Source organism: Variovorax sp. M-6 (genome assembly GCF_052114385.1).
Classification (GTDB): domain Bacteria; phylum Pseudomonadota; class Gammaproteobacteria; order Burkholderiales; family Burkholderiaceae_C; genus Variovorax.
On sequence record NZ_JBFREQ010000018.1, the window covers coordinates 101245 to 126853 of the forward strand.

General features: G+C 70.3%; 24 protein-coding genes. 12 read left to right on the forward strand and 12 right to left on the reverse strand.

Going from position 1 to position 25609, the window contains the following annotated elements; genetic code table 11:
- Window positions 1-31 precede the first annotated feature (31 nt).
- From AB4Z46_RS20360 to AB4Z46_RS20375, 4 genes are read right to left on the reverse strand one after another with little or no spacing between them, the layout of a single operon-like run.
- Window positions 32-718, reverse strand: a complete 687-nt coding sequence (locus tag AB4Z46_RS20360) for a YceH family protein (RefSeq protein WP_442285346.1) — start codon at window positions 716-718, stop codon at window positions 32-34.
- Between the two features lie 4 nt (window positions 719-722).
- A complete protein-coding gene (locus AB4Z46_RS20365; RefSeq protein ID WP_442285347.1) occupies window positions 723-1856 on the reverse strand; it encodes a phospholipase A in 1134 nt (377 codons plus the stop codon).
- Window positions 1853-2323, reverse strand: a complete 471-nt coding sequence (locus AB4Z46_RS20370; protein WP_442285348.1) for a hypothetical protein — start codon at window positions 2321-2323, stop codon at window positions 1853-1855. Before AB4Z46_RS20370 ends, AB4Z46_RS20365 begins: the two co-directional genes overlap by 4 nt.
- Entirely contained in the window at window positions 2320-4419 is a 2100-nt protein-coding gene (locus AB4Z46_RS20375; protein WP_442285349.1) for an ATP-dependent helicase, read from the reverse strand. The genes AB4Z46_RS20370 and AB4Z46_RS20375 overlap by 4 nt, the downstream gene beginning before the upstream one ends.
- A 134-nt stretch (window positions 4420-4553) precedes the next feature.
- Between AB4Z46_RS20375 and AB4Z46_RS20380 the strand changes: the two genes are divergently transcribed.
- The gene (locus tag AB4Z46_RS20380) at window positions 4554-5588 is read left to right on the forward strand and encodes an AEC family transporter (RefSeq protein WP_442285350.1); all 1035 of its coding nucleotides are present in this window, start codon (window positions 4554-4556) and stop codon (window positions 5586-5588) included.
- Window positions 5589-5674: 86 nt separating this feature from the next.
- Here AB4Z46_RS20380 and AB4Z46_RS20385 read toward each other — a convergent pair whose 3' ends face one another.
- On the reverse strand, window positions 5675-6355 hold the full coding sequence (locus tag AB4Z46_RS20385; protein ID WP_442285351.1) for a hypothetical protein: 681 nt from the start codon (window positions 6353-6355) through the stop codon (window positions 5675-5677).
- Between the two features lie 202 nt (window positions 6356-6557).
- Here AB4Z46_RS20385 and AB4Z46_RS20390 point away from each other — a divergent pair, with 202 nt between their 5' ends.
- Complete coding sequence (locus AB4Z46_RS20390; protein ID WP_442285352.1) at window positions 6558-6761, forward strand: hypothetical protein; 204 nt, start codon at window positions 6558-6560, stop codon at window positions 6759-6761.
- 45 nt (window positions 6762-6806) lie between these two features.
- On the opposite strand, the gene AB4Z46_RS20395 is transcribed toward AB4Z46_RS20390, so the two are convergent.
- From AB4Z46_RS20395 to AB4Z46_RS20415, 5 genes are all read right to left on the reverse strand, one after another.
- Entirely contained in the window at window positions 6807-8906 is a 2100-nt protein-coding gene (locus tag AB4Z46_RS20395) for a primosomal protein N' (RefSeq protein ID WP_442285353.1), read from the reverse strand.
- Between the two features lie 371 nt (window positions 8907-9277).
- Complete coding sequence (gene hemE, locus AB4Z46_RS20400; protein WP_442285354.1) at window positions 9278-10381, reverse strand: uroporphyrinogen decarboxylase; 1104 nt, start codon at window positions 10379-10381, stop codon at window positions 9278-9280.
- A 99-nt stretch (window positions 10382-10480) separates the two neighbouring features.
- Window positions 10481-11170, reverse strand: coding sequence for a thioredoxin family protein (locus AB4Z46_RS20405; protein WP_442285355.1), 690 nt, complete (start codon window positions 11168-11170; stop codon window positions 10481-10483).
- 125 nt (window positions 11171-11295) lie between these two features.
- Complete coding sequence (locus AB4Z46_RS20410) at window positions 11296-13488, reverse strand: protein-disulfide reductase DsbD family protein (protein WP_442285356.1); 2193 nt, start codon at window positions 13486-13488, stop codon at window positions 11296-11298.
- A gap of 45 nt (window positions 13489-13533) precedes the next feature.
- Complete coding sequence (locus tag AB4Z46_RS20415) at window positions 13534-14286, reverse strand: alanyl-tRNA editing protein (protein WP_442285357.1); 753 nt, start codon at window positions 14284-14286, stop codon at window positions 13534-13536.
- A gap of 129 nt (window positions 14287-14415) precedes the next feature.
- Here AB4Z46_RS20415 and AB4Z46_RS20420 point away from each other — a divergent pair, with 129 nt between their 5' ends.
- On the forward strand, window positions 14416-15759 hold the full coding sequence (locus AB4Z46_RS20420) for a PQQ-dependent sugar dehydrogenase (RefSeq protein ID WP_442285358.1): 1344 nt from the start codon (window positions 14416-14418) through the stop codon (window positions 15757-15759).
- A gap of 8 nt (window positions 15760-15767) precedes the next feature.
- On the opposite strand, the gene AB4Z46_RS20425 is transcribed toward AB4Z46_RS20420, so the two are convergent.
- Window positions 15768-16778: a zinc-binding alcohol dehydrogenase family protein gene (locus AB4Z46_RS20425; protein ID WP_442285359.1), complete on the reverse strand. Its 1011-nt coding sequence runs from the start codon at window positions 16776-16778 to the stop codon at window positions 15768-15770.
- Between the two features lie 85 nt (window positions 16779-16863).
- Here AB4Z46_RS20425 and AB4Z46_RS20430 point away from each other — a divergent pair, with 85 nt between their 5' ends.
- From AB4Z46_RS20430 to AB4Z46_RS20445, 4 genes are all read left to right on the forward strand, one after another.
- Complete coding sequence (locus AB4Z46_RS20430) at window positions 16864-17793, forward strand: LysR family transcriptional regulator (protein WP_442285360.1); 930 nt, start codon at window positions 16864-16866, stop codon at window positions 17791-17793.
- Window positions 17790-18608, forward strand: coding sequence for a creatininase family protein (locus AB4Z46_RS20435; protein WP_442285361.1), 819 nt, complete (start codon window positions 17790-17792; stop codon window positions 18606-18608). Before AB4Z46_RS20430 ends, AB4Z46_RS20435 begins: the two co-directional genes overlap by 4 nt.
- Before the next feature lie 99 nt (window positions 18609-18707).
- Window positions 18708-18956 (forward strand): GlsB/YeaQ/YmgE family stress response membrane protein, encoded by a 249-nt coding sequence (locus AB4Z46_RS20440; RefSeq protein ID WP_442285362.1) that lies wholly within the window; start codon window positions 18708-18710, stop codon window positions 18954-18956.
- Between the two features lie 58 nt (window positions 18957-19014).
- Complete coding sequence (locus AB4Z46_RS20445) at window positions 19015-19356, forward strand: hypothetical protein (protein WP_442285363.1); 342 nt, start codon at window positions 19015-19017, stop codon at window positions 19354-19356.
- A gap of 21 nt (window positions 19357-19377) precedes the next feature.
- Here AB4Z46_RS20445 and AB4Z46_RS20450 read toward each other — a convergent pair whose 3' ends face one another.
- On the reverse strand, window positions 19378-19932 hold the full coding sequence (locus tag AB4Z46_RS20450) for a MarR family winged helix-turn-helix transcriptional regulator (RefSeq protein ID WP_442285364.1): 555 nt from the start codon (window positions 19930-19932) through the stop codon (window positions 19378-19380).
- 259 nt (window positions 19933-20191) lie between these two features.
- Between AB4Z46_RS20450 and AB4Z46_RS20455 the strand changes: the two genes are divergently transcribed.
- The 5 genes from AB4Z46_RS20455 to AB4Z46_RS20475 are packed head-to-tail and all read left to right on the forward strand — an operon-like array spanning window position 20192 to window position 25578.
- Complete coding sequence (locus AB4Z46_RS20455) at window positions 20192-21181, forward strand: Bug family tripartite tricarboxylate transporter substrate binding protein (protein ID WP_442285365.1); 990 nt, start codon at window positions 20192-20194, stop codon at window positions 21179-21181.
- Window positions 21182-21191: 10 nt separating this feature from the next.
- Window positions 21192-23489 carry a xanthine dehydrogenase family protein molybdopterin-binding subunit gene (locus AB4Z46_RS20460; RefSeq protein ID WP_442285366.1) on the forward strand — a complete coding sequence of 766 codons (2298 nt, stop codon included), beginning with the start codon at window positions 21192-21194 and terminating at the stop codon, window positions 23487-23489.
- Window positions 23482-24360, forward strand: coding sequence for an FAD binding domain-containing protein (locus AB4Z46_RS20465; RefSeq protein WP_442285367.1), 879 nt, complete (start codon window positions 23482-23484; stop codon window positions 24358-24360). The genes AB4Z46_RS20460 and AB4Z46_RS20465 overlap by 8 nt, the downstream gene beginning before the upstream one ends.
- Complete coding sequence (locus AB4Z46_RS20470) at window positions 24357-24833, forward strand: (2Fe-2S)-binding protein (RefSeq protein ID WP_442285368.1); 477 nt, start codon at window positions 24357-24359, stop codon at window positions 24831-24833. Before AB4Z46_RS20465 ends, AB4Z46_RS20470 begins: the two co-directional genes overlap by 4 nt.
- Window positions 24823-25578 carry a CoxG family protein gene (locus tag AB4Z46_RS20475; RefSeq protein WP_442285369.1) on the forward strand — a complete coding sequence of 252 codons (756 nt, stop codon included), beginning with the start codon at window positions 24823-24825 and terminating at the stop codon, window positions 25576-25578. Before AB4Z46_RS20470 ends, AB4Z46_RS20475 begins: the two co-directional genes overlap by 11 nt.
- The last annotated feature ends 31 nt before the right edge of the window (window positions 25579-25609 follow it).

Genomic DNA, 25609 nt, shown 5'->3' on the forward strand with positions numbered 1-25609 from the left:
TGGCGCGGCGAATCCACCGGCGTGCGCGCGATCAGGCTGGGTCGTTCCCGCCCGGCGCGATCCCCAGCTCCGAGCAGATCCGTGCCACCAGCGCCTTGAGGCCCGCGAGCTCGGCCTCCAGCCGCGCCACGTTGGCCTTGAGTGCCGCGACTTCCCCGAGCGACACATCGGCGCCCGCGCTCGATCCCGTGCCGGCACCGGCCGCGTCCTCGGCCGGGGCGCCGCTCAGCAGATGGGCCCAGCGGCTCTCGCGCGCACCCGGCAGCCGCGCGAGCTTGACGACCAGCGCACCTGCCGGCCGTTGCGCCATCTCCTCGAGAAATCCCTCGACCGCCGAGATGTCGGCGAAGTTGTGCATGCGGTCGCAGGCGATGCGGAGTTCGCCCGCGGTCTGCGGGCCGCGCAGCATCAGCACGGTCAGCAGGATGATCGACTGCGAAGGGATCCGCAGCACGCCGTCGATGTTGTGCGCGTAGCGGAAGCTGCGCCCCCCGCTGCTTTCCGACACCAGGCTGTAGCCCTTGAGGCTGTCGAGGGCCGCCTGCGCCTCGGCGTCCGTCACCTCCAGGATCGGGTTGCGGCTGGTCTTCTGGTTGCAGCCCGCGACCAGCGCATTGAGCGTGAGCGGATAGCTGTCGGGAACCGTGCGCTGCTTCTCGGCCAGCACGCCCAGCACGCGGGTCTCCAGCAGCGAGAGGGTAGGGAGTGGCGAGTTCATGGGCTTAGAAGTCGACCAGCGCGAGCCCGACGGTGAACACGGTGCGCTTGCGGTTGTAGTCGACCAGCGTATCACCGTAGCCGTAGAAGAGCTGGGTCTGGAAGCGCAGGTTGCTCTTGACCGGGTCGCCGATGACCTTCAGCCACTCGAGCCGGATCGCGCCCTTGCCGCCGTGCACCATGACGCCGAGCTGGTTGAGGCGGTCGACCTGCCAGGCCGCCCGGACGTCCGCGTTGCCCAGGTACTTCGTGATGTCGGGGTTGTCGTCGTTGGCGGCGTTTTCGGAGATGCGTTTCCAGACCCGCCCGGTGATCACGAACTTGTCGCCGAGTTCGATGCCGCCCATCAGGTAGACCCGGTTCCAGCTGCGCGAGTACGGCAGGTCCTGGCCATTCGATTGGTGCACCAGGCCCAGGCCGGTGTAGCGCAAGCGCCAGCCGCCCGGCAGCTGGTAGTCGGTCGGGTAGCTGTAGATCATCTCCGGCTCGTGGTCGGTGGTGCGGAACGGCCGCGAGAGATCTTCGTTGAACACCTGCCAGGTCGACGCCTGCGAGTAGGCGAACCAGAGCCCGTCCTTCTTGACCGGGTCGTCTCCCGTGAGCAGCCCTTGCGCGAGCTTGGTGCGCACCGACAGGCCGATGCGCATGTCCTGCGCCTGGTAGGGCCGGTCGACGCCGGTGTGGTTGGGCGCCGGCGAGGTCGCGACTTCCGGCTCCCTCGCGGCCACCCCGAGGCCCACGCTGAGCGGGCGGTAGCCGCGGAAGCCGAGCGTGCCGCAGCTGCTGCCGGTCTCGAGCTCCCAGAAGCGCGACAGGGGCGAGTACTGGCGATCGCGGCAGCCGTCCTCGGTGGTGAGGGTGATCACGCGGGTGGCCGGCACCGTGGCGTCCACGGGCGGCTGGGTCTCGGCCAGCACCGGCGGCGCCGGCGGCACCGCGGCGGCCGGCAGGGTCTGCTGCTGGGCCCAACGATCGAAGCAGGCCAGCCGCGCGTCGTTGCCCGCGAGGCGCTGGCACTGCTGCCAGGTCAGTTCCGATTCGGCCAGGGGACTGGGCGGCTTGTCCACCGCCTGGGCTTGTACTGCGTTGGCGCCGATGCCGGCGAAGAGAGCGGTGAAAAAAAGAATGCGTTGATTCATCGATCGGTTGCCGAATTGCCAGTCTTGTTCAGTACGAAGGGATGGGTGGTGTCGCTCGCGGCATCGCGCCAGATGCCCTTGAACTCCCGGCCGCACGACGCCGGTTGCAGCGCGCCCAGCCAGACGCCGCTGATGGCGCGGCCGTCCAGCGATTCGTCGAGGCTCAGCATGCCGTCGTCGTCGATATCGCCCGCCAGCTGGGACACGGTGGCGGGCGCGCCATCGCCGCCCCGGGTGATTGTGCCGCGCACGCCGGCGTAGTCGGGATGTTGGTTGAGCTTGACTTTTGCGACACCCTTCTGGTCGTCGATGCGCGCTTCCCAGGTGCCGAACAGCGCCTCCAGCGGCAGCGCCGAGGCGCTGGCGGGGCAGGCCGCGGTGCTGGGCGCCGACGGGCCCCGGGGGGCCTCCTGAGCGGCCGCGGCCATGCAGCCGGCGACCAGCCAGGCCGTCCGCAGCCACCTCATGGCGCCGATGCGGCGGCCGCCGCCGCGGCTGCGTTGTCCTGTACCTTGCGCGCGAATTCGGCGCGCAATGCCTTGAGCTTCTCGCGCGGGTCTTCCTTGGCGGTCTTCTTGTCGAGCGCCATCTCGGCGATGAAGCGGCTCGGCTGGGCCGCGACCATCTCGCGGCCCTTCTTGCGCCGCTTGGTCCAGCTCACGGCCAGGCTGCGCTGGGCCCGCGTGATGCCCACGTACATCAGGCGGCGCTCTTCCTGCAGCCGCGTCAGCGTGTCGTCGCTGATCTTCTCCTGCCGGCCGCCGTCGTCGTCGAGCTTGAAGGGCAGCAGCCCCTCGGTCACGCCGACCAGCATCACGTGCGGCCACTCGAGGCCCTTGGAGGCGTGCAGCGTCGACAGCGTGACCACGTTCTGGTCTTTCTCGCGCTCGCTGATCGTGGAGAGCAGCGAGATCGTCTGCGCCACCTCGAGCAGGCTCTTGCGCTCGCTCTCGACCGTGGCGCCCGAGGCGTCGTCGATCTGGCCGCCGCAGCGCTGCGACATCCAGTCGCAGAACTCCATCACGTTGGTCCAGCGGCTGGCCGCGGCCTGCTCGCTGTCCTCGCCGTCGTAGAGGTGCTTCTCGTAGTCGATCTCCTTCAGCCACTCGGCCAGGAAGGCGCGCGCGTCCTCGGCGCCCATCGTGCGGCGGGCCTTGTATTCGAGGTCGTTGATGTAGCGGCCGAATTCGTGCAGGCCCTCCAGGGCGCGTTTGGGCATCACGCTCGGCAGCGAGGGGCTGAACAGCGCCTCGAACAGGCTCAGCTTGTATTGGCTCGCGAAGGTGCCCAGGCTGGCCAGCGTGGTGTGGCCGATGCCGCGCTTGGGCGTGGTCACGGCGCGCAGGAAGGCCGGGTCATCGTCGTTGTTGACCCAGAGGCGGAACCAGCCGCACAGGTCCTTGATCTCGGCGCGGTCGAAGAAGCTCTGGCCGCCCGAGACCTTGTACGGGATCTGCGCCTTGCGCAGCGCCTGCTCGAACACCCGGGCCTGGTGGTTGGCGCGATAGAGGATCGCGAAGTCGCGGAATTCCTTGTGCTGCGGGCCCTGCGCGGTCGCATCGCCGGCACGCAGGCTCTGGATGCGCGCCACCGTGCGTTCGGCCTCGTGGGCCTCGCTGTCGGCGTCGACGATGCGCACCGGCTCGCCCTCGCCGAGTTCGCTGAACAGCGTCTTCGGGAACAGCTTGGGGTTCGGGCCGATCACGTTGTTGGCCGCGCGCAGGATCGCGCTGGTGCTGCGGTAGTTCTGCTCGAGCTTGATGACCTTGAGGGTCGGGTAGTCGACCGGGAGCTTCTTCAGGTTGTCGAGCGTGGCGCCGCGCCAGCCGTAGATCGACTGGTCGTCGTCGCCCACCGCGGTGAAGCGGCCGCGCTCGCCGACCAGCGCCTTCAGCACCTCGTACTGGGTGGCGTTGGTGTCCTGGTACTCGTCGACCAGCACGTGGCCGAGCGCGGCCTGCCACTTGGCACGCACTTCGTCGTGCTGCTGCAGCAGCTTCAGCGGCATGCCGATCAGGTCGTCGAAGTCCACGCTCTGGTAGGCCGCCAGCCGCTCTTCGTAGCGGGCCATGATGCGCGCCGTGATGCGCTCGTTGTCGTCGGCCGCCTGGGCCTCGGCCTGGGCCGCGTTGAGGCCCATGTTCTTCCACTTGCTGATGGTCCACTGCCAGATGCGGGCGGTGGCCGCGTCGGTGGTGCCGCCGGCGTCCTTGAGGATCTTCGTCACGTCGTCGCTGTCGAGGATGCTGAAGGCCGGCTTCAGGCCCAGCACGGCGCCGTCCTCGCGCATCATGCGCACGCCCAGCGCGTGGAAGGTGCAGACCACCACGTGCCTGGCGTCGCGTCCGATCAGGCCCTTGGCGCGCTCGCGCATCTCGGAGGCCGCCTTGTTGGTGAAGGTGATGGCGGCGATCCGCTTGGGCTCCAGGCCGGCCTGGATCAGGCGCGCGATCTTGTGCGTGATCACGCGCGTCTTGCCCGAGCCCGCGCCCGCAAGGACCAGGCAGGGCCCGTGCATGTAGTTGACGGCTTCTTGTTGCGCGAGATTGAGACCGGAAGACATGGAGTGCGGGAACGGAAGGCGCAAACGGGCAATGATACGGGCCCCCTCGCGCTGCCCCTGGCGGGCGGATGTGCTAGGGCTTCGGCCGAAGCCGAAGCCGAAGTCGGCGCGGGCGCCCAAGCACAATCGGCCGCGTGCTGCAGATCTTCCTCGTCACCGTCCCCTTCTTCGCCCTGATCGCCGCCGGCTACGCCGCCGCGCGCGGCGGCCTGTTGCCGCTGTCGTCGATTCCGGGGCTGAATGCCTTCGTCCTTTATTTCGCGCTGCCTTGCATGCTGTTTCGCTTCGGCGCCAATGCGCCGATCGGCCTGTTGCTGGACGGCGGCGTGGCGCTGGTGTGGGGCCTGAGCGCATTGATCGTGGTCGGCGCCACGGTGGCCCTGAGCCGCAATGGGCGCATCGGCTGGAACGACGCCGCATTCGGTGCGCTGGTGGCGGCTTTCCCCAACACCGGCTTCATGGGCGTGCCGCTGCTGGTGGCGATCCTGGGCGCCCAGGCGGCCTCGCCCACCATCATCACCATCGCGTTCGACATGATCGTGACCTCGTCGCTGTGCATCGCGCTGTCGCGGCTCGACGGCGCCGACGAGCATGGGGCCGCGAAGGCGGCGCGGCAGGCGTTGCGCGGCATCCTGCTGAATCCGATGCCGTGGTCGATCCTGCTGGGCGTGCTGGCCTCGGCGACGGGGCTGGCGCTGCCGGGCCCGCTCGACCGCACGGTCGCGATGCTGGCCGAGGCGGCATCGCCGGTGGCGCTGTTCACGATCGGCGCGGTGCTGGCGCGCTCGGCGCTGCTGGCGCGCGAGCACCGCGCCAGCGCGGTCGTCGCGCAGGCCCTGGGCAGCTCGGGCGGCACGCCCCGGCCGCCGCCGCAGGCGCGGCTCGCCGACGTGCTGCCGGTGGTCGCAATCAAGCTGATCGCGCATCCCCTGCTGGTCTACGGCGTGGCCCGCGGCGCGATCGCGCTCGGCCTGCCACTCGGAAAGCCGGCCCTGGTGGCGATCGTGCTGGTGGCCGCGCTGCCCAGCGCCAGCAACGTGTCGATGCTGGCCGAGCGCTTCGGCGCCGACAACGGCCGCATCGCCCGCATCATCCTGTGGACCACGGTGGCGGCGTTTTTCAGCTTTCCGGTGATTGCGCTCGCCCCCAGGTTGGCTCACTTCGTGTAGCCGCCCACCCCCTGCCGGGCCGCTGGTGTTGCCCCCGGTAGGGGGTGGGCGCCCGGACACGAAGTGCCGGGCAACCTGGGGGCGAGCTACGGACTCAGGACACCGAGCTTGTAGGGGTCGGCATCGGACAGCAGCTCGCAGCGCGACGGGTCGCGCCCTTGCGTGCCGTCGCAATAGAAGGTGTTGTGGACCCGCCCGAACAGCGTGGGGGTCGAGGTGAACAGGACACCCTGGTTCGGGCGCCACGTGTCCTTCGCGGCAGGCGTGCCGGGGGGCGGGGTCGGCGTCGCAGCGGGGGGAGCGGGCTCGGCGGCCGGCGCGCTCGACTCCGCCGGCATCCGATGCGCCGCATCCACGCCCCGCCAGCGGCTCGCGAGTTCGCCGGGCTGCGGCCGGCTGTCGACCGGGATCAGCAGCGCGTGGATCTGGAAGCCGCGCCCGAACCGGTGCTCCTTGCCGGCCAGGAAGGCGAAGGCGCAAGCAGCCTGGCACTGGCCCTTGGCCTCGGTGTTGACGCCAGAGGCCTGGATCGCACGCGCGTACTCCCTGGCGACGTCGGCCGAGCCGCCCAGCGCGTTCTCGAAGACCACCGTGCGCACCTGGCCGCTGGCCAGCTGCGACTCGAAATCCTTGAGGGCGCTGCCATCGAGCATGCCGCTGACCAGCAGCCGGCTGCCTTCGAGCTCCAGCTCTGCCGCCGGCGCGCCCGTGGCCAGGCAGGCAATCGCAAGGCCCAGGCCCCACAAAGTCCCAGAGAGCGTCTTCATGAGATGACCTTTCGCAGAACCCCGCAGTGGGTCCCGACGCCACCATAGCTTGGACAGCGAGGCGGCGCTTCGTCAACCGTTGTTGCAGAGTATTTCCTGCCTGTCTCGCAAGAAGACGGGGTTCCCGTGAACTATTGCTTTTGACTAATGCTTCCGTATTCAGAAGCGCTGCTAAAGTGGGCTTCTGGATCGGGAGAGTGGCATGACGACTTGGACGCGCGGGGTGCTGTGGATGGTGTGGCTGGCCGGCGTCGGCTGGCTGTGGCTCGGGGGTTCGCTCGGAACCGGTGCTGCCTTGGCGGCGGCCGTGCTGAGCCTGCTGCTCTTCGTCCCCGGGACTTCCCGACGCCGCCGATCCGGCCTGCAATACGTGGAGATGGGCAAGGCGCCGGTCGGGCTGCTGTAGCTCGCCCGCTTCCGCGGCGTTCCGCAATGGCGGCCGCCGCCCGCGTCAGATGCTCTGCGGGTCGACGTCCACCAGCCAGCGGATCACGCCCTTGCCCTCGGGCTGCCGGCGCAGCGCGTGCAGCAGCGGCTGCCATTCCGCCAGCAGCCGCTGCAGGGCGGCGCGCGAGCCGCTCTCGATCAGCATCTGCGCCCGCTCCACATTGGCCACCCGCTGGATCGCGAGCGGCACCGCGGGGTAGCGCGTCACCCGGTCGGCGCCCGGTAGCGCGTCGGCCGCGGCACTGGCGGCATTCAGGAACGCCTGCGCCGCGTCCTGCGTGCGCGCGTCGGCCCTGAGAAGCGCCTGGAAGGCGAAGGGCGGCATGCCGGCGGCTGCGCGCTCCTCCAGTTCGCCCTGGGCGAAGGCCGCGTAGTCATGGCGCCGCAGCGCGGCGAACAGCGGGTGCTGCGGGTGATGGGTCTGGATCCACATCTCGGCGGTTGCCTCCTGAGCCGTCAGGTAGGCGGCATCGCGCCCGGCGCGGCCGGCCGACTGCATCAGGAGGCTGAACAGTCGCTCGGGCGCGCGGAAGTCGCTCGAGAACAGCGCGCCGTCGGGGTTGATCGCCGACACCAGCGTGATGCGGCGGAAGTCGTGGCCCTTGGCGATCATCTGCGTGCCCACCAGCACGTCGACCTCGCCGGCGTGCACCGCGGCGAGCTGCGACTCGAGCGACCCCTGCTTGCGCGTGCTGTCGGCGTCGATGCGCGCCACGCGCACCGCGCTGCCGTCGGGCCGCAGGACCGTGGCAAACAGCTCGCCGAGGTGCTCTTCCAGCCGCTCCGTGCCCCGGCCGACCGGTGCGATGTCGGGATTGCCGCAGGCCGGGCAGGCGCGCGGCACGCGCTCGGTGAAGCCGCAATGGTGGCAGCGCAGCGTGCGGTCGATCTTGTGGAACACGCGGTAGGCGCTGCAATGCGGGCATTCGCTCTTCCAGCCGCAGTCGCCGCAGGCCAGCACCGGTGCGTAGCCGCGCCGGTTCAGGAACACCATGCTCTGCTCGCCGCGCGCGATGCGCTGGCCGATGGCGTCGAGCAGCGCGCCCGACAGCACGGTCTTCGGCGGCTGCAGGTTCATGTCGACCAGACGCACCGCGGGCAGTGCGCCGGCCCCCACGCGTGAGGGCATCGCCAGTCGCAGGTAGTTGCCGCCGGCATCCGCGCCCTCGGCCGGCCGGCTGCGATGCCAGCTTTCGAGCGAGGGCGTCGCCGAGCCGAGGATCACTTTGGCGCCCTCGCGCCGGCCGCGCCAGACGGCCAGATCGCGGGCCGAGTAGCGCGCGCCCTCCTGCTGCTTGTAGCTGGGGTCGTGCTCCTCGTCGACCACGATCAGCCGCAGCGCCGGCATCGAGGCGAACACCGCCATCCGGGTGCCGAGCACGATGCGCGCCGCGCCGCCGTGCGCCGCCAGCCAGCTGGCGAGCCGTTGCGGGTTCGTCATGCCGCTGTGCAGCGAGACCACCGAGTCGGCGCCGAACCGCTCCTTGAAGCGGGCTTCGAGCTGCGGCGTCAGGTTGATCTCGGGCACCATCACCAGCGCCTGCGCCTCGGGCTCGCGTTCGAGCAGTGTTGCCACGCAGCGCAGGTAGACCTCGGTCTTGCCGCTGCCGGTGCTGCCGAACAGCAGGAAGGGGCCGGGCTCGGCATCGAAGCGGGCCAGCGCCGCGGCCTGCTCGGCGGTGAGCGCCACCGCGGGCGCGTCGGGCGCTGGATGGCCGGTGCGCACCGCAGGGCCCTGGCGCTTGAGCCGCCGCGCCAGCTGGACCGCGCTCAGATCCCGCAACTGCGGAGGCAGGGCGGCCAGCGCGATCTCGCCGAGCGAGCGCTGGTAGTAGCGTGCGGCGAAGGCCACCAGGTCGCGCCACGCCTCGCCCAGCGCGGGCAGGGCGTCCAGGGCGCCGGCGACCGGCTTGAGTTCCAGGGGAGATGGCGCGTCGGTCTCCAGGCCGCGCACGGCCCAGGCCACGCCCAGCACCTCGCGGCGACCCAGCGGCACCCGCACGAGTGCCCCCGGAGCCAGGGCGACAGGGCTTGTGTAGCTAAGTACATCCCCTAGTGCACTGTGCGCCGGAGTCTGGACGGCGACGTCGATGCACCAGTTCAAGGCGGGTTCCCGCTGCGCGGGTTTGTTAAAGCGACTTTGAGCAAATGGACTTAAGTTGTTGATTTTTCAGCGCTTTGCGGTCCATCCAGAGTTTCTGTGGATAACTTTGTTGATATCCGGGCTCGACGCGTCGCCAGCCCTTGAAAATCAAGGCTCCGGCTGGAATGCCCGCAAAAAAAGCAAAGTTCAAAACCTATATGAATCAATGACTTAGCTTCGCTATCGCTTTAGGAGCAGCCTTCATCGCGCGTCAGATGTTTTTGCGCACCGCAGCAGCCGTTTTGTGCATAAGTCAGTCCCTCCTCACGCTTTTGGCGCTTGACAAACGCGCGGCAGTCGTTCTCGGGTGCTTACAAGTCATAACAAAGCGCTCAGTGACGCAGCAGGCGCGATTGCGAATGCACCGCGTTCACGAGGGCCGCCACGTGGTCGGGCGGCGTGAACTGGCTGATGCCGTGGCCGAGGTTGAACACGTGCGTCGGTCCGGTGGTGTCCGGATCGGTGTGCGGGCGGCCGAAGCTCCGCAGCACCTTGGCCACTTCCTCTTCGATCTGGTGCGGCTGCGCGAACAGCACGTTGGGGTCGATGTTGCCTTGCAGGGCCTTGCCCGCCGGGCCTTCGCCCACCAGTGCGCGCGCGCGACCGAGATTGACGGTCCAGTCCAGGCCCAGCACCTCGCAGTCGAGCGGCTGCATCTCCTCGAGCCAGAGTCCGCCGCCCTTGGTGAACACGATGCGCGGCACCGGCCGGCCGTCGGCGCCGTCGCGCTTGAGCTGCGACAGCACGCGTTGCGTGTAGGCCAGGCTGAAGGCCTGGAAGGCGCCATCGGCCAGCACGCCGCCCCAGCTGTCGAACACCATCACGGCCTGGGCGCCGGCGTCGATCTGCGCGTTGAGGTAGGCGGCCACGGCGTCGGCGTTGACGGCCAGCAGCCGGTGCATGAGGTCGGGGCGGCTGTAGAGCAGGGTCTTGACCTGCCGGTAGTCGCTCGACCCTGCGCCCTCGACCATGTAGCAGGCCAGCGTCCATGGGCTGCCCGAGAAGCCGATCAGCGGCACCCGGCCGGCGAGCGCGCGGCGGATCGACGCGACGGCATCGAAGACGTAGCGCAGCTTGTCCATGTCGGGCACCGCCAGGGCCGCGATCGAGGCCTCGTCGCGCACCGGGCGAGCGAAGCGCGGGCCTTCGCCGGCCTCGAACGAGAGGCCGAGCCCCATCGCGTCGGGCACCGTCAGGATGTCGGAGAACAGGATGGCGGCATCGAGTGCAAAGCGCTCGAGCGGCTGCAGCGTGACCTCGGTCGCGAAGTCGACGTTGGTGGCCAGACCCATGAAGCTGCCGGCCTTGGCCCGGGTGGCCAGGTACTCGGGCAGGTAGCGTCCGGCCTGGCGCATCAGCCAGACGGGGGTGTGGTCGGTGGCCTGGCGCCAGCAGGCGCGCAGGAAAGTGTCATTCTTCAGGGGGGCGAAAGGCATCCTGCGATTGTCGCAGGGGCGTGGAATAACCTTCGCGCGGCAGCGCTCCGGTATTCGCCTTGGGGCGGCCCGAGACGGCCGATGCGGCCCCGGCCGGTCTCAACTCTTGTACTTGATCGAACAGCCGTAGGGCCGAGTGGCCGCGGCGCTGATGGCCTTGCCGCCGAAGGCTTCGCCCAGCGCCTGGTTGACGTAGTTGGTGGCGGCCTTGATGTCCTCGGCGCGGGACGAGGGGATGCTGTCGATACCGCCGGCATAGACCAGCGTGCCCTTGGGGTCGACGATGAAGATGTGCGGCGTCGTGCGGGCCCCGTAGGCGCGGCCGATGACCCCGTCCTCGTCCATCAGCACGGCCGTGGGCGCGCCCGATTGCGCCTTCATCCAGGCGGCCAGCGCCGCCGGCTTCAGGTAGTCGCTGGCGCCGCGTTCGGTCGAATTGATGGCCAGCCAGACCACGCCCTGGGCCGTGGCGGCCTTCTGCGTGGCGGGCATGTTGCCGCTGCCGTAATGCTTGCCGACGAAGGGGCAGCCCGGATTGGTCCATTCGAGCACCACGAACTTGCCGGCGAAATCCGACAGGCGGTGCTGCGCGCCGGCGGTGTCGACGGCGACGAAATCCGGCGCCGGCTGGCCGACGGCGGGCGCGGCGACGGCCTGCGCGTTCATCAGGAAGGTGGCGCCGAGCGCGACGGCGGCGGTCATGATGGCGCGTCGCGAGGCGCGGCTGAGGGCGGCGCGGGCATCGCGCGCGGCACGGTAGGAACGCGAGGCGGAGGTTGACGATGACATGGTCAGCTTGTACTCCCGGTGATAAATACTCAACAACTGCGACAGCTTAGAACGGATTCTTCATGTCCGTGTGACAACCCGTTAAGGCCGGCGCCGGGCGCCTCAAGGCGGCCGGCCAGCAAGGGTCAAAGTGCCCGGAGCGCGGCGCGCAGTTCATCCTTGCCGAGTATTTCCGTCAGCACCACGGGCGGCTTTCCCGGTGCTTGCAAGACGTAGACCGGCACCCCGCTGCGCCCGAGCGCGGTCAGCGCCTCGGTGATCGCCGGGTCGCGCCGGGTCCAGTCGGCGCGCAGCAGCGCGACCTGGCGGGCGTCGAAATCGGCCAGCACCTCGGCGTCGGCCAGCGTGCTGCGCTTGTTGTACTGGCAGGTCACGCACCAGGCGGCCGTGAAGTCCACGAACACCGGCCGGCCGGCGGCAGCCAGTTCGCGCGCGCGCTCGGGCGACCAGGGCTGCCAGAGCGGGCCCGCGGCCGCCGAGGTGTTGGCGGGCTCGGCAGGTCGCACCACATGGCCGCCGATCGCGCCCGCCAGCACCGCGGTCAGGGCCACGGTCAGGCCGGTGAGCACGAGCCGGGTGCGGCCGCGCAGGGTCAGGGCCCAGGCGATCGCCGCGAGGCACACGAGCAGGCCCAGCAGGGCGCCGGCGCCGTCGATGCCGCTTTGCTGGCCCAGCACCCAGACCAGCCAGGCGACCGTGGCGAACATCGGGAACGCGAGCAGGCGGCGCAGGGTGTCCATCCAGGCGCCCGGCCTGGGCAGCAGGCGGGCCACGGCCGGCACGAAGCCGGCCGCCAGGTACGGCAGGGCGAGGCCGAAGCCGAGCACCGCGAACAGCAGCAGGGCCTGGCTGGCGGGCAGGCCGATCGCGAAGCCCAGCGAGGCGCCCATGAACGGCGCGGTGCAGGGCGAGGCGACCACCACCGCGAGCACGCCCGAGAGAAAGTCGTTGGCCACCGGATGGCGCGCCTGGACGGCGCCGAGCGACGCCGGCGCCATGCGGCCGAACTCGAACAGGCCGGCCAGGTTGAGGCCGATCAGGGTGAACAGGGCCGCGAGGGCGGCCACCACCGCGGGCGACTGCAGCTGGAAGCCCCAGCCGAGCTGCGCGCCGGCGGCGCGCAGCGCCAGCATCGCGCCACCCAGCGCCAGGAAGGACAGGATCACGCCGCCGGTGTAGGCCAGTGCGGCCAGCCGGTGGGCGCGCCGGTCGTCGGCATGGCGCGTGAAGCCCAGCACCTTGATCGCGAGCACCGGGAACACGCAGGGCATCAGGTTCAGCAGCAGGCCACCGATCAATGCGCCCAGGAGGGCGACGATGAAGCCGCCTGAGGCCTGTGGCTGCGGCTGCGGCGCCGAGGCGTTGGCCTCCAGCGCGGCCTGCAAGGCCGGCGAGACCTGGGCCGGCGCCGCGGTCGCCGGCCAGGCGCCCGCGACCGGCGCTTCGGCGCGCCAGGCGATCGGCTGGCCGGGCTGCCGGTCGGCCTCGGCGAGCGCCACCACCACCGGCATCACCGCCGGGCTGGCGCTGCGCTGCGCGGCCAGCGGCACGCTGGCGGTCCAGGCGCCGCCCTGCCAGGCCTGCGTCCAATCCTTGCCCTGCACGGCGGCGGAGTGGATCACCTCGGCCGTTTCGGGAAAGAACTCGAGGGTCTTGCCCTGCGCGCCGGCGGGCAGGCCTTCGAGGCGGACCTGCAGCTTGTCGCCGTCCACCGTGATCTGGCCCGGCCGGGCCAGCGGCTGGGGCTGCGCCGCGAAGGCGGCGTCGAATTCCGCCTTGTGGAGCGCCGTCGAGCCCTGCAGCGGCAGCTTGAGCAGAAACTCGCCTTCTTCGGGAATGCACTCCTTGCTGCACACCAGCCAGGACGCCTTGAGCCTGACGTCGAGCTGGTCGGCACCCGTGAGGGCCGGCTGCGGCTTGAAATCGGGCGCCACCGTGAGCGGCACCGGCAGCAGCAGCGTGTCCTCGTAGCCGAAGTTGGCCAGGTTGCCGATCCGGATCTTTCTCGGCACCGGCCAGGCGATGTCGCCGGCGGAGACGCCCGCCGGCAGCGACCAGGCCAGTTCGGTCGGCAGGCCGGAGTCGCCCGCGTTCTTCCAGTAGGTATGCCAGCCGGGCTGGTGCACGATCTGCAGGCCGAGCCAGACCGGCGCACCGGCGGCCACGCCGTCGGGCGCATGGGCGACCAGTTCGGCCCGCACGTGCGGGGTCGTGACCACCGGGCCGATACGGGAAGTGAGCTGGGCCGCGGCCGGCAGGCAGGCCGCGAAGGCGGCGAAGAGAAAGCTCGCGAAACGAAGGCGGGAAAGAAGAGGCATGCCGTCAGTCGGAGCGTGCCGGCTCGGCGAAGTTCCGGCGCCGGCTCACGCGCCCCACCCCAGCACCACGCGCCGGCTGTTGGCGCTCTTCTTTTCGATCTTGGTGACCACCACGGCGCCGATCTCTCGCGTGTTCGCCACATGCGTGCCGCCGCAGGGCTGGAAATCGATCGCCTCGCCGTCCTCGAGGGGGCCGATGCGGATCGTGCGAACGGTCCCGGTGCCGCGCGGCGGCTGCACGCTCATGCTCTTGACCAGGGCCGGATTGGCATCCAGCTCGGCGTCGCTGATCGCGCCGACTGCCAGCGGATGGGCGGCCGCCACCAGCCGCGCCAGGCCGGCCGTCAGGGCCTCCTTGTCGAGCGGCTCGGTCATGTGGAAGTCGAGCCGCGCGTAGTCGGGCGTGATCGAGCAGCCGTTGACCGGCTGCGGCACCAGGTGGCACAGCAGGTGGGTGGCGGTATGGAAGCGCATCAGCCGGTGCCGGCGCTCCCAGTCGATGCGCGCGGTCACGCGGTCGCCGGGCCGCAGCGCGGCCGCCAGCGCCTCCTGGCCGGTCGCGGGCAGGTGGAGGATCCCGTCGGTCGGCCGGCCTTCGGCATCCTTGGCCTTGCGGGTGTCGGCGATGGCGAGCTCGCGGCCGTCGGCAAGCAGCAGCCAGCCGCTGTCGCCGGCCTGGCCGCCGCCCATCGGATAGAACACCGTGCGGTCGAGCAGGATGCCGGTCTCGTCGACGCCCGCCACGAGGGCCTCGCACTCGCGCAGGTAGGCATCGGAGCGGAACAGGTCTTCGGTCATGGCTCGATGGTAGCGGGGCCGCCGGACGGGGGTGCGCCCGCCTTCGAAAGCGCCTGCCGCCGAATGCGACGCGGCGCTGCCGGCATCATGGGAGGCTCGCGCCGCCCCAGGCGCCAAAGGACTTCCACCATGACGATTCCCCATCGCTCGCGGCAGTCGCTGCTCGCGCCGATCGCCGCCGTTCTGCTGCTGGCCGCCTGCGGGGACAGGGCAAAGCTGTCGCCCGAACAGGAAACCGGCCCGACGCCGACGCTGCCGGCGCCGAGCGCGGCCCTGCTGCCCACGGTGAACATCGCGCCCTCGGTGGGCTGGACCGATACCGCGGGTCCCACCGCGCCCGAGGGCTTCGTGGTGACCGCGTTGGCCCGGGGCCTCGACCATCCGCGCATGGTCTACACCTTGCCCAACGGTGATGTGCTGGTGGTCGAGAGCAACCAGCCGCCCAAGCCAGCGGGCGGCCGCGGCGGCGGCCTCGTCGCCGAGATCCGGCAGAAGGTCGAGGGCCTGGTCCGCAAGCGTGCCGGCGCGGACGTGCAGAGCGCCAATCGCATCACCCTGCTGCGCGACGCCGACAACGACGGGGTGGCCGAGGTGAGAGAGGTGTTCATGCAGAACCTGGTGTCGCCGTTCGGCGTCGTGCTGGTCGGCAGCGAATTGTTCATCGCCAATGCCGATGCGCTGGTCAAGGTGCCCTATGTCGAAGGCCAGACCACCATCACCGCGGAGCCCGTGAAAGTGACCGACCTGCCTGCGGCCCCCAATCACCACTGGACCAAGCACGTCGTTGCCAACCGCGAGGGGACCAAGCTCTACGTCAGCGTCGGCTCCAACAGCAACGTGGGCGAGAACGGGCTCGAGGTCGAGAAGGGGCGGGCCGCGATCTGGGAGGTCGACCGCCAGAGCGGCGAGAAGCGACTGTTCGCCAGCGGCCTGCGCAACCCGACCGCGCTCGCCTGGGAGCCCGACACCCAGGTCCTGTGGGCCGTGGTCAACGAGCGCGACGAGCTCGGCAGCGACCTGGTTCCGGACTACCTGACCTCCGTCAAGGACGGCGCCTTCTATGGCTGGCCCTGGAGCTACTTCGGCGGCTACGTCGACGCGCGCGTGAATCCGCAGCGCCCCGACATGGTCGCCAAGGCGGTGGTGCCGGACTACGCGCTGGGCTCGCACCGCGCGCCGCTCGGCATCGTGTTCTCCAGTCCGCGCGGCATGCCGCCGGAATTCGCCAACGGCGCCTTCATCGGCGAACACGGCTCCTGGAACCGCAGGCCGCTGGCGGGCTACAAGGTGGTCTTCGTGCCCTTCATCGGCGGCCGGCCGAGCGGCCCGCCGGTCGATTTCCTGACCGGCTTCCTGAGCGCGGACGACAAGGCGCAGGGCCGGCCGGTGGGCGTGGCGCTCGACGGGCGCGGCGCCCTGCTGGTGGCCGACGACGTCGGCAACGTCGTCTGGAAGGTCAGGAAGAAGAAGTAGCGCGGACCTCAGAAGCCTTCCAGGACCACCTTGCCCTGCGCCTTGCCGCTCTCGATCAGCGCGTGGGCCCGGCGCAGGTTGGCGGCGTTGATGATGCCGAAGGCCGCGTGGGCGGTGGTACGTATGCGGCCGGCGTCCACCAGCTGCGCGACTTCGGCGAGCAGTTCGCCCTGGCGCGCCATGTCGGGCGTTTCGAACTTCGAACGCGTGAACATCATTTCCCAGTGCAGCGAAATGCACTTGCCCTTGAGCGCCATCGCGTCGAGCGTCGGCATGTCGTCGATCACCGCCAGCTGGCCCTGGGGCTTGAGGCTCTCGATGATCTGGGCGTAGTGCGCGCCCGTCTGCGTCAGGCCGGCGACCATGTCGACCTCGCCGATGCCCGCGGCCTTCAGCTCCCCGGCCAGCGGCTTCGCGTGGTCGATCACCGCGTGCGCGCCGAGCGCGAGGCACCAGGCACGGGTCTCGGCGCGCGAGGCGGTGGCGATCACGCGCAATCGGGTGAGCTGGCGCGCCAGCTGGATCAGGATCGAGCCGACGCCCCCGGCGCCGCCGACGATCAGCAGGGTCTGGCCGGCGCCGCCGTCCCGGGGCACGCGCAGGCGGTCGAACAGCAGTTCGTAGGCCGTGATCGTGGTCAGCGGCAGCGCCGCGGCCTGGGCGTCGCCGAGGCTCCGCGGCGCCAGCGCCGCGATGCGCTCGTCCACCGTGTGCAACTCGCTGTTGGCGCCCGGCCGCATGATCGAGCCGGCGTAGTAGACCCGGTCGCCGGGCTTGAACTGCGTGACCGCGGTGCCGACCGCCTCGACCGTTCCGGCGGCGTCCCAGCCCAGCACCCTGGCCTGGCCGGCGTCCGGCGTTGCGTTGCGACGGACCTTGGTGTCGACCGGGTTGACGGAGATCGCCTTCACGCGCACCAGCAGGTCGCGCTCGCCGGGCGTGGGTGCCGGCAGCTCGAGGTCTTCGAGCGCGGCGGAGTTGTCGATGGGGAGCGATTGGCGATAGCCGATGGCTTTCATGGGGCGTCCTTGGTCAATGTGATGCCGGCAATGTAGAGTGGCAACCAGGAATTGATAAGCCGACAAAAGGAAGCTTTACTTTCAAATGAAGATTGAAAATGTCGCCGACCTCCGGGTGCTGGTGCACACCGCGCGGGCCGGCACGCTCACCGCCGCGGCCTCGGCGCTCGGCATCACGCCGGCGGCGGCCAGCGCGACGCTCAAGCGGCTGGAGTCGCAGCTCGGCGTCCGCCTGTTCGAGCGCTCGACCCGGGCCATGCGCCTGACGCCCCAGGGCCAGACGCTGCTCGACTACGCGGTGCGCGCCTTCGAGCTGCTGGCCGAGGGCGAGTCGCTGGTGCTGGCCGACCGCGGCGCGCTGGTCGGCACCGTGCGCGTCGCGGCGCCCTCGGATCTGACCCGGGTGACGCTGCTGCCCTGGCTCGACGAGTTCCTCGACCTGCATCCGGGGCTGCAGCTGTCGCTCTCGGTCGGCGACCGGCTGCTCGACGTCACCCGCGACGAGGTCGACGTCGCGCTGCGCTACGGCCCGCTGGCCGACTCGCGGCTGGTGGCGCGGCGGCTCGCCGATTCGCGGCCGGCGCTGTGCGCGTCGCCCGCCTATCTGCGCCGCCATCCGGCGCCGCAGACACCGCAGGACCTGTTGCAGCACAACTGCCTCACCTTCCACCGTGGCGGGCGACGCCAGCGGCTCTGGCGCTTCGTGCGCAACGGCCACCGGACCGAGGTGCGGGTGGACGGCGACCGGGTGGTCGACGACGCCTCGTTGGCGCGCGAGTGGGCGCTGGCCGGGCGCGGCATCACCCTGAAGTCCGAGCTCGACCTGCAGCGCGACGTGGCGTCCGGCGCACTGGTGCATCTGCTGCCCGACTGGGAGACCGAACCCTATCCGCTGCACGCGCTGCTGCCCAGCGGCCGCTTCGTGCCGGCGCGGGTGCGAGCGCTGGTGGACTTCCTGGCGCTCCGGTTCGGCGCCGCCGCGGCAGCCGCGACAGGGCCTAAGATTGCCGCATGACAGTCCCTGCCAGCCGCTTCTGGTCCCAGCTCACGACGCGCGATTTCGCGGCGCTCGATCCGGCCGCGACGGTCGCGGTGCTGCCGCTCGGCGCCACGGAGCAGCATGGCCCGCATCTGCCCTTGGGCGTCGACTCGGCCTTGGCCGACGGTATCGTGGCCGCCACGCTGCCCCTGCTGGCCGCCGACCTTCCGGTGCTGTTCCTGCCGACCCAGCAGGTCGGCCTGAGCCCCGAGCACGCGCGTTTCCCGGGCACGCTGACCTTGTCGTCCGGCACGCTGATCCGGCTCTGGAGCGAGATCGGCGCCGGGGTCGCGCGCGCGGGCGTGCGCAAGCTGGTGTTCTTCAACGCCCACGGCGGGCATTCGGGCGCGATGGACATCGTCGCGCGCGAGCTGCGGGCGGCGCATGGCCTGATCGTCTACAGCACCAGCTGGTTCAACCTGCCGCTCGGCGAGGCCGGGGCGCAGTTCAGCGCCGACGAGCATCGCTTCGGCGTGCATGCCGGCGAGATGGAGACCTCGATGATGCTGGCGCTGGCGCCCGGCCAGGTGGCGATGGCCGCGGCCCGCGACTTCGGCTCCACGTCGCGCCAGCGCGCCGCCGACTACGCGATCCTCGGCAATGGCCGCAGCGCCAAGCTCGGCTGGGCGATGGAGGACTACAACCCCGAGGGCGCGGCCGGCAATGCGGCCGCCGCCACCGCTGAAAAGGGGCGGGCGCTGGTCGATGCCAGCGCCACGCAACTGGCCGCGCTGCTGGCCGAGGTGTCGCGCCTGCCGCTGGCCACCGCCCACACGCAGCCGCTGCCCTGACCGCGATTTCACGCGCAGGTCGCCGCGGCGCCCGCTATCATCAAATCGGCGCCGCCTCCGGCGGTGCGCCTTCCGCCACAACCCACACCAAGGATCCGTATGAGCATCGTCTGGACCATTCTGATCGGCTTCGTTGCGGGCCTGGTGGCACGCGCGATCAAACCGGGCGATGACTCGGCCGGCTTCATCATCACCACCCTGATCGGCATCGCCGGTTCGCTGATCGCGACCTACGTCGGCCAAGCCATGGGCTGGTACACCGCGGGCCAGGGCGCGGGCTTCATCGCCTCGGTGGTCGGCGCGATCGTGCTGCTGTTCATCTACGGCCTGGTCAAGCGCAAGAGCTGATCTGGCGCGAGGTCCTGCGCGCCTGAGCGCTCTTCTCCCCTCGACGACGGCGCGCCGCATGCCGGTCCGCAAGACGCGCAGCCGCCATCACCACCACGTCTACGTGGTCGAGCTCGACGACCGCGTCTGGAACGTGGCGCGCTTCCGGCGCGCGAATCCCGGCTATCGCCTGGGCATGCCCTTCGTCTACGTCGGCATGACCGGGCTCGATCCGGATGTGCGCTTCGACAAGCACAAGGCAGGCATCCAGGCCAACGGTTTCGTGCGCGACCATGGTCTGCGGCTGCTGCCGGCGCTGTACGCGATGTACAACCCGATGCCCTACGAAGCCGCGCGCGAGATGGAGGTCGAACTCGGCATCGCCCTGCGCGAGGCCGGCTACGGCGTCTGGCAGGCTTGACCGTCTGCGCGAAGCGCGGACTCAGCGGCCCGAGCGCGATTCGACGGCCCCTTCGCCGATGCGGCGCAGCGTCTTGAGGGCGCGGTAGAGGACGACCCGGTCGTCCGACGTCAGCTGGCGGATCACCGCCGCCTGGCGCTGGCGCGCCAGCGGAATGACCTGGTCGTAGAGCGCTTGCCCCAGCGCGCTGATCCTGCAGGTCTGCCACTTCCGCGCGCCCTGCTGTTCGGCGTGGAGCGACAACAGCCCCCGGGTCTCGAGCAGGCGCAGCGTCCTGCTCACCTGCGCCTTGTCGGCCGCCGAGCGCACCACCAACTCCATGAACGGCAACTGCTGCGCTTCGGCCAGCACCGACAACATGCGCCACTCCGACACCGTCAGGCCGGCCTGCTCGGCATAGGGCACCGTGATGGCCCGCCGCAGCGCGTTGCTGGCGTGACTCATCATGGTCGTCAGGAAGTCTTCGATCGCCAGGTTGTGCCCGCCCTCCTCGAGGCTCGCCCATGGGGAGTCGGCGGCGTTTTCGGCGGCAGGCGAAGCGGGGCCTTCGGCATCGGTTTTTTTCTTTGGGTTCATGGTCAGGGTGGGCAGGTGCGCTGCGGCAGGAGCAACAGGCGCATCGTCTCATTGAAATCGACGAAATGCATGAGCACATCATTTTCATGAATTTGTCAATAAGCCGTTTTGCTGGTTGATCAGTCAACATGAAAGTCTAGAATTCGCCTGTTTCTTTGGTGGATTCTTGTTTCACAAGAGAAACAACAAGCCGACTCCCCTTTTTAGATCTCGGCGCACGGTGGCTGCGGCCGCCGGCGCTCTTCCTGGAACTCCTACGATGAAATCCGACCGCCGACTGTTCGTCACCGCCGCCATCGCAGGCGTTCTCACCGTGGCCATGGGCGCTGCGCACGCCCAGGCCGCGGCCTATCCGTCCAAGCCGATCACCGTGGTGGTCTCCTATCCGCCGGGCGGCGACACCGACGCGATCGCGCGGCTGTTCGCCGACAAGCTGTCGCAGCGCCTGAAGCAACCGGTGGTCATCGACAACAAGCCCGGCGCCGGCGGTGCGTTGGGCAACAACTTCGTCGGCCGGGCGGCGGCGGATGGCTACACGCTGCTGTTCACGCCGAACCCGTTCACCACCGCGCCGCTCGTGATGAAGCTGTCGCCGAGCGCCGGCTACGACGTCCTCCATGGTTTCGAGCCGATCATCAAGACCGCGGTGCAGCCGCTCGTGCTGGTGGCGAATCCGGCCGCCGGCGTGAAGTCGGTGTCCGAGATGGTCAAGAGCGTGAAGGGCGGCAAGGCGCTGAGCTACGCCAGCCCCGGCGCCGGTTCGCCGATGCACATCGTCGGCGAGTGGCTGAACCGCGAGGCCGGCGTCAAGATCACCCACGTGCCCTACCGCGGCGTCGGCCCCTCGGTGACCGACGTGGTCGCGGGCCACGTCGACACCGCCTGGGTCACGCTCGGGCCGGTGACGCAGTACATCCAGCAGGGCCGGCTGTTGCCGCTGGCCATCGGCGATGCCCAGCGCTCGAAGCTGGCGCCCAACGTGCCGACGCTGGTCGAAGCGGGCTACAAGGACGTGGTGGTCGGCGCCTGGAACGGCTTCTTCGCGCCCAGGGGCACGCCGGCCGAAGTGGTGAAGCTGCTCAACACCCAGCTCAACGAGATCCTGAAGACGCCTGAAGTGGTCGAGAAGCTCGCCACCTTCGGCGCCCTGCCCATGGGGGGCGCCCCCGAGGTGCTCGGCAAGACCAACGCCTCCGACTACGAGGTGATGGGCAAGGTGATTCGCGACCTGGGCGTGTCGGCCGAATAGGGCCAGCGCCATGACATTGCGACAGAACCAGTCCACCCTGGGGCAGGACGTGCCGCAGGTCAATGCGCGCGCCAAGGTGCTCGGGCGCGCGCAGTACGCGGGCGACCTCAAGGTCGCCGGCATGCTGCACGGCGCGGTGCTGCGCAGCCCCTATCCGCATGCGCGCATCACGGCCATCGACACCTCGGCGGCGCTCGCGCTGCCGGGCGTCAAGGCGGTGCTGACCGGCGCCGAGGCGCCGCGCGCGATGTGGGGCGTCCACAAGAAGGAGCGCCGCATCCTGGCCGAGGGCTCGGTGCGCTTCGCCGGCGAAGAGGTGGCCGCGGTCGCGGCCGTGAGCGAGGAGATCGCGCGCGACGCGCTCGACCACATCCGGGTCGAGTACGAGGAACTGCCCGCGATCCTGACGCCCGAAGAGGCGCTCGACGAAGAAGCGCCGGGCGTGCATCCGGGCCGCAACAATGTCGCGCACGAGATCCGCTTCGAACGCGGCGACGCCGACGCCGGCTTCGCATCGGCCGACCTGGTGCACGAGGCCACGTACAGCACGCATGCGCAGTACCCCGGGTACCTCGAGCCCATGGCCACGGTCGCGGCGCTGGAGCCCGACGGCCGGCTGGTGGTCTGGACCTCGACCCAGTCGGTGACGCAGGCGCGGTTGCGGCTGGCGGCCGCGCTCGAGATGCCGATCTCGCGCATCCGCGTGCACCAGGCGACCACCGGCGGCGGCTTCGGCGGCAAGCTGGTGGAAGACGCCAACCACCTGATCGCCGGCCTGCTCGCTCTCAAGACCGGCCGGCCGGTGCGGCTGGTCAACAACCGCCTCGAGGATTTCCTCGCCGCGCCGTCCAGCGTGCCGGAGCGCATCACGCTCAAGCTGGGCATGACCCGGGCCGGCCTGATCGTCGCCAAGGAGGTGCGCATCGTGGCCGACTGCGGCGCCTACAGCGGCCTCGCGCCCGAGGTGATGCATGTCAGCGCGATGCGCAGCGACAACATGCACCGCAACCCGAACGTGCGCTCGCATGCCACGCTGGTCTACACCCACACGCCGCCGCACGGCGCCTTCCGCGGCTTCGGCGGCTCGCAGATGCTGTTCGCGCTCAACAGCCACATCCACACGATGGCCGAGAAGCTGGGCCTCGATCCGGTCGCGATCCACAAGCTCAACGCCATCGGCGCCGGCGAGACCTCGATCCACGGCTGGCAGATCGGCAGCACCGGCCTGAAGGAATGCATCGACCAGGCGATCACGGCCATCGGCTGGGAGGCCCGGCGCGCGGCGCCCAAGGCCACCGGCGCCAGGCGGCGCGGCGTCGGCATGGCGGCCGCGATGCACGTCAGCGGCAACCGCACCATCGGCAACTGGGACGGTTCCACGGTCGTGGTCAAGGTCAACGAGGACGGCCGGGTCTTCATCCACAGCGGCGAGGCCGACATGGGCCAGGGCGCCATGACCATGCTGAGCCAGGTCGTCGCCCACGAACTCGACATCCCTCTGGACCACACCCACGTGGTGCCGCCCGACACCGACACCTCGCCGATCGCGATCGGGTCGCTGGCCTCGCGCGTGACCATCGCGGGCGGCAATGCGGCGATCGTGGCGGCCCGCATGGCGCGCGACAAGCTCATCGCGCTGGCCGCGACCCGGCTCGACGCGCCGGCCGAGCAACTGGAATGCATCGACGGCGCCGTGCGCGTCGCCGCCGAGCCCGAGCGCCGCTGCACGCTGGCCGAACTGGCCCGGCTGCACGTCTGGCGCCATGGCGGCGAAGGCCTCCAGGTCAGCGGCAGCTGGGACGCCAGCACGCAGATGCACGACGACCGGGTCTACGGCAACATCGCACCCGCCTATTCCTTCGCGGCCCAGGCGGTGGAGGTCGAGGTCGACACCGACACCGGCCAGGTCACGGTGGTCGACAGCTTCGTTTCCGACGATTGCGGCAAGGCGCTGAACCCGCTGGCCATCCACGGCCAGACAAACGGCGCCACCGTGCAGGCGATCGGCTGGACGCTGTACGAGCAGCTGCAGCTCGAGGGCGGCCGCATGGCCAACGGCAACTTCGCCGACTACACCATGGCCACCAGCGACGCGGTGCCGATGCTGCGCGGCAGCCTGGTCGAATCGAACGACCCCAACGGCCCGTACGGCGCCAAGGGCGCCAGCGAGACCGCGATCCTGCCCGGCGCGCCGGCGATCGCGAACGCGGTCTACGACGCCATCGGCGTGCGCATCCACGACCTGCCCATCACGCCCGAGAAGGTGCTGGCGGGCCTGCGCGAACTGCAAGGAGCGCCTCATGCGTGATTTCGATTTCCTGCAGCCCGCTTCGGTCGACGAGGCCAGCCGCATGCTGGCCGACCTGGGCGACGAATGCCGCGTGATGGCCGGTGGCAGCGCCTTGATGCTGGCGATGCGCCAGCGCATGCTCACGCCGACCCACATCGTCTCCATCGCCCGGCTGGAGGCGCTGCGCGGCATCTCCTTCGACCCGCGGCAGGGCCTGCGCATCGGCGCGCTGTCGCGTCACTGCGACGTCGCGCGCTCCCCGCTGGTGCAGCAGCACTACCCGATGCTGGCCGCGATGGCGGCGCAGGTGGCGAATCCGCAGGTGCGCCACCAGGGCACGATCGGCGGCAACCTCTGCTATGCCGACCCGGCCACCGATCCGCCGGGCTGCCTGATGGCGCTCGACGCGCAGGTCACGCTGGCCAGCTCGCGCGGCGAGCGGGTGCTCGGCATGGAGGAGTTCCTGGTCGACTACTACGTCACCGCGATCGAGCCCGACGAAGTGGTGCTCGACATCCGCGTGCCCGCGCCCCGGGCCGACGCCGCCGGCCGCTACACCCGCTTCCGGCGCACCGCGGCCGAGCACCGGCCGCTGGTCAACGTGGCGCTGTCGGTCCGCCGCAGCGGCGCGCAGTGCCACGAGGCCCGGCTGGTGGTCGGTGCCTCGACCCCGATCCCGGCCCGGGTGGCGCGCGCCGAAGCCTTCCTGGCCGGCAAGACCGTGACCGCCGAGGTGGCGGCCGAGGCCGCCCGGATCGTGAGCACGGACATCCTCGCGGTGTCGGACTCGCGCGGCTCCGAGGACTATCGCCGCGACATGGTGCGGGTGGTGGCCCGGCGCACCATCGCGCAGCTGTTCGACCTTGCCACCGACCGAGACAGACCATGAGCAACCACCCGATCGCGATCACCGTCAACGGCGAAGCGCACACGATGGAGGTGCCGGCCCGGCGCCTGCTGTCGGACTTCCTGCGCGACGACCTCCACCTGACCGGCACCAAGCGCGGCTGCGAAACCGGCACCTGCGGCGCCTGCTCGGTGATCGTCGACGGCGAGGTGGTCAAGTCCTGCCTGTCGCTGGCAGTGCAGGCCGACGGTTGCAGCATCACCACCGTCGAAGGCCTGGCCGACGGCGACACGCTGCACCCGCTGCAGCAGAGTTTCATGCAATGCGGCGGCCTGCAATGCGGCTACTGCACCCCCGGTTTCCTGATGGCGTCGTGCGCGATGCTGGCCCGGAACCCCCACCCGACGGTGGACGAAGTGCGCCACGGCCTCAGCGGCAACCTGTGCCGCTGCACCGGCTACACGCAGATCGTCGAGTCCGTCATGAACGCTGCGGAGAAGATGCGTGGAAATTGAAAAAACGATGACGGTCGCGGCGCCCGCGGCCCAGGTCTGGCAGATGCTGCTCGACCCCCAGGTGATGGGCGGCTGCGTGCCGGGGATGAAGTCGATCGAGGTGGTCAGCGATGTCGAGTACATCGCCCAGATCCACGTCAAGATCTCCTTCATCAGCGCGAAGTTCAAGCTCCGCACGACCATCGTCGAGCAGCAGGCGCCGCGCTACCTGCGCTGCGAAGGCACGGGCGAGGATGCCTCGGTCGCCAGTTCGCTCAAGCAGCAGAGCGAGATCTTCCTGACCGAGCTGCCGGGCGGACAGACCGAGCTGCGCATGAAGGTCAAGGTCGATGTGCTCGGGCGCCTCGGCACCTTCGGGCTCGGCGTCATGAAGACCAAGGCCGACCGCATGTGGGAGGAATTCGGCCAGAACCTGGTGGCGCGGCTGGAGGGCGGTCCGGTCGGCGCCGCGACCGCGACGGTCGTGGCTGCGGCACCCGCCAGTCAGGCCCCGGCGAAGCCAATCGTCGCGAAGGCGTCCGTGGCGCAGCCGGCCGCCGTGGCGTCAGTGGCAGCGCCGCCCGCGCCCGCGCCCGCGGCACAGGCACCGGCTGGCGGATGGTGGTCGCGGCTGGTGAATGGCCGCACCACGGACGGCCGTCACATCCACGTCGAATTGCATCGCGGCGATACCGCGCTCAAGGTCGACTGGCCGGTGGAAGCCTCGGCCGACTGCGCGGCCTGGCTGCGCGAAATCGCCAAGTAAAGACGTCGATGCGCGCGCCGGGCGGCGGCGC